Genomic DNA, 14,907 nt, shown 5'->3' with positions numbered 1-14,907 from the left:
CCTCAGAGCACTTCTGCCGTTCGCATCGCCTCGACGCGGATGTCCTCGGTCAGCCGCGCCTTCAACACGGAGAATTCCGGACTGGTCTTCAGCGTGTAGTGGCGCGGGTGCGGCAGGTCGATGGCGACATCCGACTTGATTCGGCCGGGCCTGGCCGTCATCACCACCACGCGCGACGCCATGAAGATCGCCTCTTCGATGTCGTGTGTGACGAACAGCACCGTCTTCTTGCGCCGTTCCCATATGCCAAGCAGCAGTTCCTGCATCAGCCCGCGCGTCTGGTTGTCGAGCGCGCCGAACGGCTCGTCCAGCAATAGGATCGCGGGGTCGTTGGCCAGCGCCCTGGCGATCGCCGTGCGCTGCTGCATGCCGCCCGAGAGTTGCTTCGGCCAGTGATTCTCGAAGCCCTTCAGCCCGACGAGGTCGATATAGGAGGCGACGATTTCGCCCCTCTCCCGCTCGGCCATGCCGCGTTCGCGCAGGCCGAAGGCGATGTTTTCGGCGACCGTCAGCCACGGAAACAGCGTATAGGACTGGAACACCATGCCGCGATCCGGCCCCGGCCGGGTCACCGCCTTGCCGTCGAGCAGCACGCGCCCTTCGCTCGGCGCCTCAAGCCCGGCGACGATGCGCAAGAGGGTCGACTTTCCGCATCCCGAAGGTCCCAGGATGGTGATGAAATCATTGGCCGCGACCGCCAGGTCGACAGGCATCAGCGCCTGGACCGGTGAGCCGCCGCGCACGCCGGCGAACGTGCGCGAGACGCCCTCGATGAGAAGCTTGCTCATGCCAGGCTCCATGGAAAGAGCCAGCGATTAAGCGCCTTGAAGGCAAGGTCGGACAACAGGCCGATCAACCCGATGACGATGATGCCGAAGATGATCTGGCCGGTTGCCAGTCGCGATTGGCTGTTGATGATCATGTAGCCGATGCCAGACGACGAGCCGATCAGCTCGGCGACGATGACATAGGTCCAAGCCCAGCCGAGCACCAGCCGCAGCGTCTCGGCGATCTCGGGCGCATTGGCGGGCATGATCACACGCTTGACGATGCCGTTGTCCGTGGAGCCGAGCGTGTAGGCCGCCTCGACGAGATCGCGGCGCGTGGAGCCGACCTTTACGGCGATGATCAGGATGATCTGGAACACGGAGCCGACGAAGATGACCAGCAGCTTCTCCAGTTCGCCTATGCCGGCCCAAAGGATGAGCAGCGGAATGAAGGCCGAGGCCGGCAGATAGCGGGCGAAGGAGACGAACGGCTCCAGGAACGCCTCGACTGGTTTCCACGCGCCCATCGCAATGCCCAGCGGCACGGCGACGGCCGATGCCAGCACGAAGCCGCCGAAGACCCTCCAGATGGTGATCAGTATGTCGAGCCAGAACCGGTCCTCGACCAGCAGCCGCCAGCCATCCCGCAGCATCGACAGCGGATCGGCGAGAAAGATGCGGTTGACGTGACCGCCAAGCGTGATCCACGCCCAGAAGACGACGAACAGCACGAAGAAGGAAATGCCGAGCACGGTTCGCGTGCCCGGCGAGATCGGATGCAGGGGGCGCGGCATTCACAACGGTCCTTGTGGAAGCGAAACGGCGGCGCGGGGCGCCGCCGCGAGACAGCGGCCGGTCAGTTCGCCACGGCGCTGGTATCGGCCAGCGTGGAGACGTCAGGCGCTTCCTTGATCAGCCCCATCTGCAGCAGAAGCTCGCCGGCGGTCTTGGAAAAATCCTGGAACTCCTTGGTGAAGAACTGCTTGTTCTCCGCCCGGTCGGCCCATTTCAGGTACTTCGCCGAATCCTCGAACTCCTTGGCCGACTGTTTTACGTCCGCGCCCATGATGCCGTAGGATTTCTGCGGGTCTTTCTTGATCAGGTCGAGCGCGTCGAAATAGCTGTCGGCAAGCGCTTTGGCGGCGTCCGGATTGGCTTTGAGGAATTCGGGCGTGCAGCCGACCGTGTCGAGAACCATCGGGTAGTCGAGCGTGGTCGCCAGAATGTGGCCCTGGTCGGCCTTGTCGCGCACCGCCGAGATGAACGGTTCATAGGTGACGGCGGCGTCGTTCTGGCCGGCAAGGAAGGCTTGCGCCGCCGCATCCGGCTCCAGGTTGACGACCGTGACATCCTTGGTCGACATGCCGTTCTTGTTCAGCACCCAGGCCAGCAGGAAATAGGGCGAGGTCCCCGGCGCCGAGGACGCGACAGTCTTGCCCTTGAGGTCGGCGACGGTCTTGATGTCGTTGCGCACGACGATGCCGTCGGCGCCGTAGGACTTGTCGAGCTGGAAGATCTGCTTGGTGGTCACGCCGCTGGCGTTCCACACCTGCCACGTCTCGACCGTGGTGGCGGCGCATTGCAGGTCGCCGCTGGCGATGGCGAGCGGCCGGCTGGCCTGCGGCACTTTCTTCAAGGTCACGTCGAGACCGTGCTTCTCGAAGAGCCCCGCCTGTTTGGCGAGCGTGAGCGGCGCGAAGCCGGTCCAGCCGCTGATGCCGATGGTGACCGAAGTGGCGGCCATCGCCGGCGCGGACAGGCCGGCGGCAAGCGCCAGCGTAAGGATAATCGTCCTGTTCATGTCAGTTCCCCTTTGTTTTCTCTGGGGGAATGTTCACGGACGCCGCCCGGCTGTCAATGAACAGGGCCGTGTTTGCCCACATCGTCTGCGACAAAGGTCCTCGGCCTTGCCGCGATAAAGCGGCAAGGCCGAGGACCTTGTCGTCAATACTGGTCGCAGTAGCACTCCGCGGACGAGATGCGGTCGTTCCAGTCGCTGCCGCCGAAATCGCGGACCCTGCGCCTGATCTCGATCGAACGGCCTCCCCTGCGCGAATCCTCATAGGCAACGAGAGTGCAGCCCCGGCGAACGATCACCGACGACACGCGGTCGTTCCAGAACTCGCGGCCGCGAAAATTGACCGAATCGTCGGCCCCGAGCGCGATCGACCGCCCGCGAAAATTCGCATTTTCGAACATGATGCAGGCGGCCTGATCATCGTATTGGGCGCTGGCGCCGTCGGCGTAAAGCATGGACGCGACCGCAGTCAGGATAGCTAGACGTCTCATCTGGTGTTTCCTCGGTTTGACCGCGTCACCCCGCCCGCCGGGTGGCGCGGCAAGTTCAGTTTGCCACTGCTTCTGCCGGACTGGCAAGCCTGGAGCGGTTCGGCATTTCACGGAACCGCCGAACCGCTTTAACTATTTTTTTCAATCACTTCCAAAGGGAAAGCGTTACGCGCGTACCGGCAAAGCGCTATGCGCTTTTTCTGGAATTTCTCAGCGGCTGTCGAGCATCCAGTTGCGGTTGCGCCACATCTTTTCGCCGACAAGGCAATCGCTGGCTCGTTCGGCCTGCACCAGCACCACCGGCGGACGATCGGCCTCTTCACCCGAGCGCGGCGAGGCCGAGCCGGCGAGCTCCAGCACAAGCTTGCGGCGGATGGCTTCGGGGAACTGCGTCCAGTCGTTGACCGGAACCATGAAGGCTCCGGGACCGCCAATGACGCAGTCGCTGTAATAGCGGTCGAGATCGTTGACGTCATAGGCGCTGGTGAAACCGCCGCGAGTCATCAGCGGCAAGCCGTTGATGACGATGCCTTGCTTGACCACCTCGTCGCGGATGATGTCGACCGGCGCGCCCTGGTTGTTGGGGCCATCGCCGGAAATATCGATGACCCGCTTCGTCCCTTGAAAGCCACTTTCGGCGAAAAGATCCGCGCCGAATTCCAGCGCGCCGGAGATCGACGTGCGCCGCGCGCTGTTGGGCGGCTGGGCGGACAGCCGCGCCACCACCCGCTCGGCGTCGGCGCGAGTGGCGATCACCGTCCACGGCACGATGACGTGCTGCGAGTTGGTGCCGGCCCATTCGACATAAGTGACGGCGATCCTGCCATAAGCGCCGGCGGCGATGGCTTGCAGCACATGATCGTGCGTCAATGCAGCCGCGTAACCGCGACGCTGGATCTCGAGCTCGTCAGCCGACATCGACAGCGAGACGTCGACCGCCAGCACCAGCTCGACGTCGACCGGCTCGTCCGCGAGCGACGCGGGCGCCAGCCACAGCATCAGCGCCAGGGCGGCGGCGCCTGAAAGCAGATGTCTTGCGCGAGCAAAAGCAGACATGCCGCAGGGTAAGCCAGAATCGCCAGCCGAAAAAGAGAAAAGCCCGACCATCGCCGCCGGGCTTATCCAAAATTTGCTCAGGAGCCCTGCTGGGAGGTTGCCTAGCTTCTCGGCTTCAGATTCTCCGGGTCGTAGAGCGGCTTGTAGCCGACCCCGGCGACCTCGACCGGATAGGTCTCGCCGAAATACTCCACCTTCAGCTTACGGCCCTCTTGGGCATAGGCCCAGGGCAGATAGGCGAGCGCGATGTTCTTGCCGATGGTCGGGCCGTAGGCGACCGACGTGGTGAAGGAACGGCGGCCGAGTTCATCGACCAGCGTCTCGCCGGTCTCGGGGTCCAGTACCGGCATCGTGCCCACCGGATAGCGCGCCACGCCCTTGGAATCGGTGTTTTCGGTCATCACCAGCGTGCACAGCATCGCCGGCTGGTGCTCGCGGGCGCGGTATTCCAGGTGCTTGGCCTTGCCGCAGAAGTCGTTCTCCTTGACTTTCGGGCGGGCAAGATCGGCCTCGAGCAGATTGTATTCGGTCAGGAGATCGGCGTTTTGTAGGCGCAGGCTCTTTTCCATGCGCCGCGTGTTGGCATAGGTCTCGACGCCGAACGGCATCACGCCGGTCGAACGCAGCGCGTCCCAGACGGCCAGGCCGTCCTCGTAGCGCATGTGCAGTTCCCAGCCCTGTTCGCCGACATAGGAAATGCGGAACGCGGTGACGTCCTTGCCGCCGATCCGGATCGGCTTGATCGCGGCGAAGGGGAAATTCTCCAGCGCGAGGCCCTCGGGTTTCTCGACCACCTTCTGCAGGGTTGCTCGCGCGTTCGGGCCCCAGATGCCGATGGTGACGAATTTTTCCGTCACATCGGTGATGGTGACATCGAAACCTTTATCCTGCGCGGTGCGGCGCATGTACTGGAAGTCGCGCGGGCCGGCGTCCGCGCCGTCGATCAAACGGCAGCGGTCGGCCATGCGGATGACGGTGAAATCGGCGCGCACCATGCCTTCCTCGTCGAGGAAGTGGGTGTAGATGCCCTTGCCGATATTGTTGTCGCCGCCGATCTTGGCCGCGCACAGCCACTCCAGCAGCGCGACGTGGTCGGGTCCCTCGACGTCATACATCGAGAAGTGCGACAGGTTGACGATGCCGCAGTCTTCGCTCATCGCCAGATGCTCTGCATTGGAGACGCGCCAGAAATGGCGGTTGTCCCATTCGTTCTCGCGCACCGGTACCCGGTTGGCGTATTTCTCCAGAAGATGCTCGTTGGCGGCATAGCCGTGCGCGCGCTCCCAGCCGCCGAGCTCCATGAAGTAGCCGCCGAGTTCCTTCTCGCGCTCCCAGAACGGCGAGCGCCTGATGTTGCGGCCCTTGGAGAAGGGCTCGCGCGGATGCACGGCGGGATTGTAGACCTTCATCGCCGTCTCGGTGCAGCGATCCCAGATGAACTGCTCCTTGGTCTGGTGCGGATAGAAGCGCGCATAGTCGATGGCGTGATGGTCGATCGAGGTGCGGCCGTCCGTCATCCAGTCGGCGATGAGCTTGCCCATGCCCGGGCCGTCCTTGACCCAGATGGCAACGGCATACCAGAGACCCCTCACCTTCTGGCTCTCGCCCATGGACGGGCCGCCATCCGCCGTCACCTGCAGCAGGCCGTTGAAGGAGTGGCTTTCGTTATAACCGAGTTCGCCCAGGATCGGCGTCAGTTCCATGGCGCGCTCCAGCGGCGCCAGGATCTGCTCCATGTCGAGGTCGCGCTGCGAAGGCGAAAGCCGGGCCTGGTCCTTCTCGAGCAGGTCGCGCGGATGGCAAAGGCGCGGATTGGTCTCTTCGTAATAACCCCACTCGATCTGCCCGCCCTCGGCGGTCTTGGGGTCGCCGGTGTCGCGCATATAGGCCGAGTTGCCCTGGTCGCGCAGCAACGGCCAGCCGATCTCCTTGCCCGTGCCGGCGAACTCGTTGTAGGGGCCGAAGAAGGTGAGCGGATGGTCGATCGGCATGACGGGCAGGTCCTCGCCCACCATCTCGGCGATGAGCCGGCCCCATATGCCGGCGCAGACGATGACGTAGTCGGCCTCGATGGTGCCGCGGTCGGTCACCACGGCGCTGATGCGGCCGTCCTTGACGACGAGCGACCGGGCCGGTGTGTTGGCGAAGGATTTGAGCTTGCCGGAGGCTTCAGCCTGGTCGACAAGCTTGCCGGCGACCGTCTGCGAGCGTGGGATGACCAGGCCGGCGTCGGGATCCCACAGGCCGCCCTGCACCATTCCCTCTTCGATGAGCGGGAATTTCTCCTTGATCTCGGCCGGTTCGATCAGCCGGGCGCGCGTGCCAAAGGCCTTGGCCGAGGCGATCTTGCGCTTGATTTCGTCCATGCGGCCGTCATCGCCGACGCGCGCGACTTCGAGACCGCCGATGCGTGCGTAATGGCCCATCTTCTCGTAGAAATCGATGGAGTAGAGCGTCGTCCAGCAGGACAGGAAATCGTGGCTGGTGGTGTAGCAGAAGTCGGAAGCGTGCGCCGTCGAGCCGATGTCGGTCGGGATCCCTGATTTGTCGATACCGACAATGTCGTCCCAGCCGCGTTCGATCAGGTGATGGGCGATCGATGCGCCGACAATGCCACCCAGGCCGATGATGACGACCTTCGCCTTTTTCGGAAACTCTGCCATTGCCCGCGACTCCAGGTGCTGTTGCGGGCGGCGTCGGCGCCCGTCGATCGGCGCACAATATGCAGAGGACGGTGAGCGCGCTACCGCCTGTTTGCGACACGCCGCGGATGCGCCGCGACCCGATTTGGATCAGGAAAATCGCTGCCGTCAGGCGAAGGCCCAGATGTCCTCGGCCTGGAAACCGACCTGGTAGCCGGCGGTCTTGAGCTTGACCACGACTTGGCCGATTTCCGCGGCGGGCAGTGCGCCGACCTCGACCTTGATCATCCCCGGACGGTAGCGTTGGAGATCGAGTTGCTCGAAGACCATCCAGTCTGCGCCCTCGCAATCGACGAGGAAGGCGTCGATATGGCTGATGCCGTTGCGGTCGAGCAATGTCTGCAAGGTCTCGGACGGCACTTCGATGTCCCTGAGATAGGGCGCGAACTTATTGAAATTCACGTCATCCTCGCCCCAGGCATTCTTGCCCGACATCAGGTTCGTGTCGGTGACCGAGGAGCAGCCGATAAACTCGATCGGCAGCGTGCCCGCCTCGAGGGCTGCGGCATCGAAGGTGTGGACGGTGATCGTCCCCCTTGTTTTCGTGACGGCAACCGGCTCGATGATGAAGCGGCTGGTATCGGGATAATTGGCGCGCAGGCGCTTCTGGTTATAGGGGATCGGCTCGACCAGCAGGGCACGGGCGCCGGATATGCGATGCAGCCACGGCGTGACGTCGTCGAACAGCGCGCCGTCGCAGGCGCCGATATTGACCATCTGGAAAGGCCGCCTTGTCCCGCCGAAGCGCGCTTTCAGTGCCGCCCCGGCCAGGAATTTCGTGCCGCGCAGCGACGGACCGCGGTCGAGCAAACCAGCCGGAAGGCCAAGCGACAGCGCGATGCGCGTCAGGCTTGATAGCGAACTCATGGCGTGTCTCCGGGAATGGCATGCAAGGCGGCGCGGTGCTGGCCACGGGCGATCGTCGCCCACAGCGCCATGAAAGGGGTGGCCAGCAGCAGGAATGGCGGGACCAGATGCGGGAAATAGATGCGCGTGTCATGGATCGGGAAGACGGTGAATTTAGCCAGCGCGCCGAGCACGAGCGCCGCGAACAGAATGCCGGCGCGTCGGTCGAGGCGGAAGCCGGCCCGGCCGGCCGCGTACCAGCCGGCCAGCGCCAGCACCGAGACGCCAATCCAGCTGTTCAGGCTGACGGCGCGCAGCAGCGATGCGGCAAACGCCTTGAGATAGGCAAGGACCGAGAAGGGCGGCTCGAACCCCTCCATATTGTAGTGCTGCGCGACGCTGGAGAACCACAGATGCGGCCACCAGCCAGGATGATGCGCCCAGTGCGAGATGGCGAAATAGGCGACGAAGGACGCCGCAAAACCGGCCAGCGCGCCCCATGCCTGCTGCCGGAAGGCGGTGAGCAGAACGGCGAAAACGGCAAGAAAGACAATATTGTCCGGCCGCACCATAAAGGCGAGGAAGAGCAGGATCGCCGTCGCCGCCTCGCGGCCGCGGACATAGGCATAGAGTCCTGCGAGTAGCAGTGCCGAAGTCAGCAGATCCGGCGTCGAGGCGCGCGCCGCATCGCCGAAATCGGCCATGATCAGCACCGCGCCGATCACCGGCGCCAGCGCCAAGGCCTTTTCCGAGCGCAGCCAGAGCAGCGTGGTCGCGCCGAACAGCAGCACCGAGGCCACCTGCACCAGGCGCATCGCTTCGACCGGCGACATGACCGCGCTCAGCGTCGACAGGAGCTCGGCGTAGAGGAACTTGATCCGGTACATGCCGAGCAGCGAATGGAAGTCGGCGGCATTCTGCGCCATGTGGCTGCGGAAGCCGCCGCCATCATCGGTCAGCGTCTTGTAGTCACCTGCCGATACTCCGGCCTTGACGGTGTTGTAGGCATAGTCATGCAGTGCCTGCGCATCGGGATAGGTGCCTTCCTCTGATATGGCGAGATAGGGCAGCATGTCCCAATTGGCATCGGGCATCACCCAGGCCGTCAGCGCCGTCAAAAGGATGTAGAGCGCGAAAGCCGCCGCGCCGATGGGTGCCGCCAGCCGCGCATAGGTCCCCTCACCCCACGCCAGGCCGGCCGCTGTGAGCCGGTCGAGCGGGTTTTGCGGAGCGGGCGACTTGGTCAGCATCGTGGTGGTGCTCAACGAACCTGGCTTTTGACGAAATCCTTCACGATTCCCACAATGCCGCGCGACAAAAGGCTGTCGAAAGCATCGACGAACCGGTCGACATGCTCGCGCCGGCAGATCAGCGGCGGCTCGAGCCGGATGACGTTGCGGTTGTACTCGGTGAAGGCGACCAGCACGTCGTAGTCACGCAGCAGCAGCGCTCCGACGAAGCCCGACAGTGAACCCTTCAGCTTGTCGTCAAGCACGCTGACCACCGGCCGCAACACCGTCGGCAAGGTCTGCGAAAAATCATGGAACTCGAGCCCGATCATGAGCCCCTTGCCGCGCACGTCCTTAATGATCTTCGGGTATCTGTCCTTCAGCGCCCGCAGGCGCTGCAAAAGGTACTCGCCGATGGCGGCGGCGTTGTCGATCAGGCTCTCGTCGTAGAGAACGTTGAGCGCTTCGATCGAGGTGACGCAGGCCTCGCCCATGCCGCCGAAAGTCGCCATGGCATGGATCATCGCCGTTTTCGGCGTGCCGTAGGCCTTCATATAGATCTCGCGCCGGGCGACCATCGCGCCGACCGCCGCCTTGCCGCCGCCGAGCGACTTGGCGAGCGCCGTCACGTCGGGAACGACGCCATAATGTTCGAAAGCATAGAAGCGGCCGGAGCGGCCATAGCCGCACTGCACTTCGTCGGCCACCCACAGCACACCGTACTGATCGCACAATGCGCGCAGCTTCTGCCAATATTCCGCGGGCGCCTGGATGATGCCGCCGCCGCCCTGGATGGTTTCCAGCACGATGACGCCGATCTCGGGATCGGCGCGGAATGCGCGCTCGGCCGCTTCGATGTCCGCGAACGGAATGCGGACCGCATTGTCGGCCACCTTGAAATCGGCGCGGTAGAGCTGGCCGTCGGTGATCGCCAGCACACCCTTGGTCTTGCCGTGGAAGGAATTCTCGGCATAGACGATTTTGGGCCGCTTCGGACCGGCGGCACGCTCGGCGAGTTTTACCGCCGCTTCCATCGCTTCCGAGCCGGACGAGCCCAGAAACACCATGTCGAGATCGCCCGGCGAACATTTGGCGATGTTGTGCGCCAACGCGGCCGCATATTGCGACATGAAGGCAATGGCGATCTCCTGGCGCTTCTCCTCCTGGAATTTCTTGCGCGCTTCGAGGATGCGCGGATGATTGTGGCCGAAGGCCAGCGAACCGAAGCCGCCGAAGAAATCCAGGATCTTGCGGCCGTTCTGGTCGATATAGAACATGCCTTCGGCGCGCTCGATCTTGATCTTGTGGAAGCCGAGCAGCTTCATGAAATGCAGCTGGCCCGGGTTGAGATGTGCCTTGAACAGGTCCGTCATCGCAGCGACGTCCATCGCCTTGGCCTGCTCGACGCTGATCAGGTCAGGCTTGGCGATGGTGGCTGGCGACAGCGCCGGCGCGCTGACCATGGTGCGCGCGCTCGCCTGATCGGGCTTGGCCATGACGGTCATTTTCAATCTCCTGTCCGCGCGCAGGATCGGGGATCGTGCGCAGATGAAACTGTTGGCGGGCTGCTATTCGGCGGGCACATGTTTGGTGGCGACGGCATGGCCGGCCTTCCTGGCGCGGTATTCGCTGTAGGCGGCGATTAGCATGTCCTCGTCGCGATGTTGCGGCACCCAACCGAGCTGGCGTCCCGCTTTGGAGACGTCGAGCACGCAGTCCTCGTCGGCGATCAGATATTGCTCCGGATCCATGATCGGCAGGTTCATGAGGTCGAGCAGGTCGAGCGTGCGCTTCACCGCCCAGCCCGGCGTCGGAATCAGGATCGATTTCGAACCGGCATGCCTGATCAGGTCGCCGAGCAATTTCCTGACCGGCGGCGGGTTGAGCGAACCCAGATTATAGGCCTCATCAGGTACGCCGGCTTTCCAGGCCGCGCGGGCAGCTTCCGCACAATCGAAAACAGAAATGAACTGGTATGGATTCCGGCCCGAGCCGATCATCGGCACTGGAAGGTTCCAGTCGATCAGCTTGAACAGCTTCTCAAGGATGCCGAGGCGGCCGGGACCGATGATCAGGCGAGGACGAAACAGCGAGATCGACATGCCGCGCTTGCGCCATTCGCCAGCCAGTTCCTCCGTCTTCTGCTTCGACCAGCCATATTCGCCGAGCGGCGCGACCGGATGCTCTTCGGTCATCGGCTGGGTGACCGTGTGGCCGTAGATCATGTCGGTCGTGTAATGCACGAGCCTGGGCGCGCCGGCCCTGTCCATCGCCTGCATGATATGCTCGGTGCCATGGAAGTTGACCGGAAAGAAGAAATCGTGGCGCTTTGCTCGCACCTGGATCGGCGACAGCATCTTGGCCGACAGATTATAGACCATGTCGTCCGCCTTCAGCCCAACCGCCACCACCGATGCTGGATCGGTCACGTCGCAATGGATGAAGCCGACGTTGCGGTAATGCGCCAGGTCGCTCTTCACGATGTCGGCAACGACAACCTCTTCGCCATCCGCCACGAGCTTCGGGGCAAGGTGGCGACCGACAAAGCCGTCGCCGCCGAAAATCACATGTCTCATCGAACGATCTCGCTGGTGCCGATCTTGTCGGGAGTGATGGAAACGGTCTGCTCGTCATGCCCGCGGGCACCCAAGTCTCGGCCGCTTTGGGCGATCAGCACCGTGCCCACGCAGATGCAGGCGATACCCGCGACGCGCCAGCCATTGAGGTCCTCTCGGAAGACGAAATAGGCGAAGACCGCGACGGCGACATAGGCGAGGCTAAGGAACGGATAGGCAAAGGAAAGCTCGACCTTCGACAGCACATAGAGATGCGAGGCCATGGAAATGACGAATGTGCACAGGCCGAGGAACACCCAGGGGCTGAAGACGATCTGCAAAAGCTTGATAAGCGGGTTGGCGCCTTCGAACGAGATCGGCCCAAGCGACATCATGCCTTGCTTCAGCATCAGCTGCGCGGCCGCATTGGTCATGACCGTAAAGAGAATGAAGACGATATATTTCATGTCAGCTCACCCACCCGTGAGGCCTTCTATTACAAACCCGAAAAGATTTCGTGAATTCACAAGGATATTTTGAGTAAATCTCCTCGTTAACCACTCGCTAACCAAGATCCATTTCAATTTTATCTATTCGGCGGCCTCGGCGCCCCGTCTTCGCAAGTCGATGTCTTTTGCGGTGCGCGCCCAGAAATTGGACATGAAGGCGGGATCGCGCTGCGCCTCCAGCCGTGACCACTCCGGAAAGGACGCGGCGAAGGTTGCGGCGCTCATGCGCGCATCCTTGTAGGGGTTGACCGCTCCGCCGGCTCCGATGGCGATGCGGTCAAGTTCGTCCAGCAACGCCAGGGTCGCGGCTCCCCTGTTGGGGAAATCCAGCGTCAGCGTGTAGCCAGGCCGCGGGAAGGAGAGCAGCGCCGGGGATCGGACGCCGCCGAAGCGTTTCAGGACAGTGAGGAACGAGCCCTGCCCGGCCCGCCTGGCAGCCGCGAGCAGCGTCGGCACCGCTTCACGCGCGGCTTCTTCCGGCACGACGCTCTGATGCTGGAACAGCCCGTTCGGGCCGTAAAGCCGGTTCCAATCGCGCACACCGTCCAGCGGGAAGAAGAAGCCCTGGTAACCGACCTGGCGCGGCGCGACAGAGCGGCCCTTCCTCCATCGGTAGGCCGCATTGAAGGCGCTCAGGAACGGTCGGCTGAGCACATTGAACGGCGGCTGGAACGGCACCGCGAAATTGCCGCCGGCGCGCGCGGCGGTATGCGAGCCATGCTCGGCGTGATTGCCCGTGAACAGCAGGCCGCGCCCGCTGCCCCGGCCGCCGGCGAGCTGATCGATCCAGGCGACCGCATATTCATTGGCCTGGTCCGCCGCCTCGGCCAGGTCGAAGAACTCGCCCAGGTCGCGAAACGGCGCCACCTTCTCGATGATGTCGAGGGAATGCACCCGCATCAGCCGGATCGAGGCCGACAGGATCAGGCCTGTCAGCCCCATGCCGCCGATCGTCGCCCGGAACAACCGCGGATTGTCCGTCGCGGAGCAGCGGTAGGTCCGTCCATCGGACCGCAGCAGCGTGAGGCTTTCGACATGGCAGCCGAACGTGCCGCGCCGGTGATGGTTCTTGCCGTGGACGTCGTTGGCGATGGCGCCGCCGAGCGTGACGAACTGCGTCCCCGGAACGACTGCCGGGAAGAAGCCGTAGGGCGCGGCGTGGGCAATGATGTCGGACAGAAGAACGCCCGTATCCGCTTCGAGAAGGCCGGTCTCGGCATTGAAGGCGCGGATGCGGTTCAACGGCCGCATGCCGACGACCGCGCCGGCCTCGTTCTGGCAGGAATCGCCATAGGATCTGCCATTGCCATAGGCAAGCAGCGAGGCGTGCCTGGCCTGGCCGCCCTTCAGCAGCACAATAGCATCATCGACGCCGATGGCGCGCCGCGCGGATGGCGTCGCGCGCCCGAAGCTGTCGAAGCGCTCGCCGGCCATATCTACCAGCCCCCGATCACCAGCAGCACGGCGCCGATCAGCACCACGATCTGGCTGCGCCAATCGCGGATGATGAACACGACCGGATCGTCATGCATCTCATCGCGACGCGCCAGGATCCAGACCCGCATGGTGAGATAAAGCACGATCGGCGGCAGCGGCCAGATCAGCCAGGGATGCGGGTAGAGCTCACGCACCGCGACACTGTCCATGTAGAGCGCCAGCACCAGTGCCGAGGAAAAGGCCGAAGCCATGCCGGCCTGGGCGACGATCTCCTGGTCCTCGGTGCGATATCCGCGCCCGGCAATGCGCTCGCCGGGTGGAATGGCCGTGGTGCGCAATTCGACGAAGCGCTTCACCAGCGCCAGCGACAGGAAGAAGAAGATCGAGAAGGCGAGCAGCCAGAACGAGACCTCGACGCCGGTCGCGGCCGCGCCCGCCAGAACGCGGATCGTGTAGAGGCCGGCCAGCGTCAGCACGTCGACCAGCAGCATGCGCTTGAATGACAGCGAATAAGCCGTGGTGACAGCCATGTAGCCGCCGAGCACGGCGAGGAATTCGGGCGACAGAAACAATCCTGTGCCGATGCCGATCGCCAGCAGCACCGCGATCGCGCCGATCCCGAACGGGATGGAGAGCGCGCCGCTGGCGAATGGCCTGTTGCGCTTGGTGGCATGCTTGCGGTCGAGCGCCAGGTCGAAGAAATCGTTGAGGATATAGATGGCCGACGCCACCGCGCTGAACGAGATGAACGCCAGCAGGCATTCCCAGATCATGCCGGTGTTGAAATATTCGTGCGACAGCACCATCGGCACCGCGATCAGCGAATTCTTCAGCCACTGATGCACGCGCAGCATCTTGACGATGGTCCGAAATGTCGGTTTCGGCGCCGACATGGTTTCGGCGCCATGCGCCGCCTGCCAGCGAGCGGCGTGGCGATCCGGCGCCACCACGATCGCGCTGCGTGCCGCATCGAAAACCTTGAGATCATGGCGGCTGTTGCCGGCATAGTCGAAGCCGCCATCGCCATAGGCCGCGATAAGCGAGGCACGCTTCTTGCCGGAAGTCAGATTGTCGACCCCGTCCGTCGCCAGCACCCGGTCGAAGACACCGAGGTGGCGAGCGATGGCGTCGGCGAATTTGCGCGGCGTGCCTGTCGCCAGCACGATCTTGCGGCCTTCGGCATGCTCGGCCCGGATGCGGTCGAGCAATGGCGCGCGGTAAGGCAGCGACGCGGGATCGATATCGACGCGCTGGGCGATGGCCTGCTTCAGCCGGGCCGGCCCGGCGGCGGCCCAGAAAGGCACGAGGAAAATGTAGAGCGGGTTCTTCTTGAGAAGGATGAACAGCCCTTCCCATAGCAGGTCGGTCGCGATCAGCGTGCCGTCGAGATCGACCGCAAGCGGTATTGCGTTTCCGTCCGACCGCGCGTCCATGTCGTCCTGCCCTGCCTCGAACCCGTCGCGCCGTTTGTCGGCGTCTTGGCGAAGACGTATAGCGGGGAGATGGCGTAACGAACG

General features: G+C 63.6%; 13 protein-coding genes. All 13 read right to left on the bottom strand.

The annotated features are described in order from the left end of the window. Nucleotides 1–2: 2 nt before the first annotated feature. Nucleotides 3–788: an ABC transporter ATP-binding protein gene (locus FJ964_RS16355; RefSeq protein ID WP_140551347.1), complete on the bottom strand. Its 786-nt coding sequence runs from the start codon at nucleotides 786–788 to the stop codon at nucleotides 3–5. Further along, on the bottom strand, nucleotides 785–1,561 hold the full coding sequence (locus FJ964_RS16350; RefSeq protein ID WP_140495640.1) for an ABC transporter permease: 777 nt from the start codon (nucleotides 1,559–1,561) through the stop codon (nucleotides 785–787). The genes FJ964_RS16355 and FJ964_RS16350 overlap by 4 nt, the downstream gene beginning before the upstream one ends. Before the next feature lie 62 nt (nucleotides 1,562–1,623). Next, a complete protein-coding gene (locus FJ964_RS16345; RefSeq protein ID WP_140516347.1) occupies nucleotides 1,624–2,568 on the bottom strand; it encodes an ABC transporter substrate-binding protein in 945 nt (314 codons plus the stop codon). Between the two features lie 143 nt (nucleotides 2,569–2,711). Then, the gene (locus FJ964_RS16340) at nucleotides 2,712–3,056 is read right to left on the bottom strand and encodes a peptidase inhibitor family I36 protein (RefSeq protein WP_140551346.1); all 345 of its coding nucleotides are present in this window, start codon (nucleotides 3,054–3,056) and stop codon (nucleotides 2,712–2,714) included. A 210-nt stretch (nucleotides 3,057–3,266) separates the two neighbouring features. Beyond that, the gene (locus FJ964_RS16335; RefSeq protein ID WP_181172498.1) at nucleotides 3,267–4,112 is read right to left on the bottom strand and encodes a DUF1194 domain-containing protein; all 846 of its coding nucleotides are present in this window, start codon (nucleotides 4,110–4,112) and stop codon (nucleotides 3,267–3,269) included. A gap of 101 nt (nucleotides 4,113–4,213) precedes the next feature. Next, nucleotides 4,214–6,775 carry an FAD-dependent oxidoreductase gene (locus FJ964_RS16330; protein WP_140551344.1) on the bottom strand — a complete coding sequence of 854 codons (2,562 nt, stop codon included), beginning with the start codon at nucleotides 6,773–6,775 and terminating at the stop codon, nucleotides 4,214–4,216. Nucleotides 6,776–6,922: 147 nt separating this feature from the next. Then, nucleotides 6,923–7,681 carry an FkbM family methyltransferase gene (locus tag FJ964_RS16325; protein ID WP_140551343.1) on the bottom strand — a complete coding sequence of 253 codons (759 nt, stop codon included), beginning with the start codon at nucleotides 7,679–7,681 and terminating at the stop codon, nucleotides 6,923–6,925. After that, nucleotides 7,678–8,910, bottom strand: coding sequence for a hypothetical protein (locus FJ964_RS16320; RefSeq protein WP_140551537.1), 1,233 nt, complete (start codon nucleotides 8,908–8,910; stop codon nucleotides 7,678–7,680). Before FJ964_RS16320 ends, FJ964_RS16325 begins: the two co-directional genes overlap by 4 nt. Nucleotides 8,911–8,921: 11 nt before the next feature. Next, entirely contained in the window at nucleotides 8,922–10,352 is a 1,431-nt protein-coding gene (locus FJ964_RS16315; protein WP_224713350.1) for an aspartate aminotransferase family protein, read from the bottom strand. Between the two features lie 105 nt (nucleotides 10,353–10,457). After that, complete coding sequence (locus FJ964_RS16310) at nucleotides 10,458–11,465, bottom strand: NAD(P)-dependent oxidoreductase (RefSeq protein ID WP_140551341.1); 1,008 nt, start codon at nucleotides 11,463–11,465, stop codon at nucleotides 10,458–10,460. Then, a complete protein-coding gene (locus tag FJ964_RS16305; protein WP_140551340.1) occupies nucleotides 11,462–11,911 on the bottom strand; it encodes an EamA family transporter in 450 nt (149 codons plus the stop codon). Before FJ964_RS16305 ends, FJ964_RS16310 begins: the two co-directional genes overlap by 4 nt. 123 nt (nucleotides 11,912–12,034) lie before the next feature. Further along, nucleotides 12,035–13,387 carry an FAD-binding oxidoreductase gene (locus tag FJ964_RS16300; RefSeq protein ID WP_140551339.1) on the bottom strand — a complete coding sequence of 451 codons (1,353 nt, stop codon included), beginning with the start codon at nucleotides 13,385–13,387 and terminating at the stop codon, nucleotides 12,035–12,037. Nucleotides 13,388–13,389: 2 nt separating this feature from the next. After that, nucleotides 13,390–14,823, bottom strand: coding sequence for a UbiA family prenyltransferase (locus FJ964_RS16295; protein ID WP_140551338.1), 1,434 nt, complete (start codon nucleotides 14,821–14,823; stop codon nucleotides 13,390–13,392). Nucleotides 14,824–14,907 lie beyond the last annotated feature (84 nt).

Origin of the sequence: Mesorhizobium sp. B2-3-2 (genome assembly GCF_006442295.1) — a bacterium.
Taxonomy (GTDB): Bacteria; Pseudomonadota; Alphaproteobacteria; order Rhizobiales; family Rhizobiaceae; genus Mesorhizobium.
Note: the sequence above shows the minus strand (reverse complement) of the source record. Positions and strands in the feature narration are given on the sequence as shown.

Coding starts and splice junctions, on each gene's coding strand:
- FJ964_RS16305 (WP_140551340.1), bottom strand. CDS start 11,911: ATGAAATATATCGTCTTCATTCTCTTTACGGTCATGACCAATGCGGCC.
- FJ964_RS16320 (WP_140551537.1), bottom strand. CDS start 8,910: ATGCTGACCAAGTCGCCCGCTCCGCAAAACCCGCTCGACCGGCTCACA.
- FJ964_RS16330 (WP_140551344.1), bottom strand. CDS start 6,775: ATGGCAGAGTTTCCGAAAAAGGCGAAGGTCGTCATCATCGGCCTGGGT.
- FJ964_RS16335 (WP_181172498.1), bottom strand. CDS start 4,112: ATGTCTGCTTTTGCTCGCGCAAGACATCTGCTTTCAGGCGCCGCCGCC.
- FJ964_RS16340 (WP_140551346.1), bottom strand. CDS start 3,056: ATGAGACGTCTAGCTATCCTGACTGCGGTCGCGTCCATGCTTTACGCC.
- FJ964_RS16350 (WP_140495640.1), bottom strand. CDS start 1,561: ATGCCGCGCCCCCTGCATCCGATCTCGCCGGGCACGCGAACCGTGCTC.
- FJ964_RS16325 (WP_140551343.1), bottom strand. CDS start 7,681: ATGAGTTCGCTATCAAGCCTGACGCGCATCGCGCTGTCGCTTGGCCTT.
- FJ964_RS16355 (WP_140551347.1), bottom strand. CDS start 788: ATGAGCAAGCTTCTCATCGAGGGCGTCTCGCGCACGTTCGCCGGCGTG.
- FJ964_RS16345 (WP_140516347.1), bottom strand. CDS start 2,568: ATGAACAGGACGATTATCCTTACGCTGGCGCTTGCCGCCGGCCTGTCC.
- FJ964_RS16310 (WP_140551341.1), bottom strand. CDS start 11,465: ATGAGACATGTGATTTTCGGCGGCGACGGCTTTGTCGGTCGCCACCTT.
- FJ964_RS16300 (WP_140551339.1), bottom strand. CDS start 13,387: ATGGCCGGCGAGCGCTTCGACAGCTTCGGGCGCGCGACGCCATCCGCG.
- FJ964_RS16315 (WP_224713350.1), bottom strand. CDS start 10,352: ATGGTCAGCGCGCCGGCGCTGTCGCCAGCCACCATCGCCAAGCCTGAC.
- FJ964_RS16295 (WP_140551338.1), bottom strand. CDS start 14,823: ATGGACGCGCGGTCGGACGGAAACGCAATACCGCTTGCGGTCGATCTC.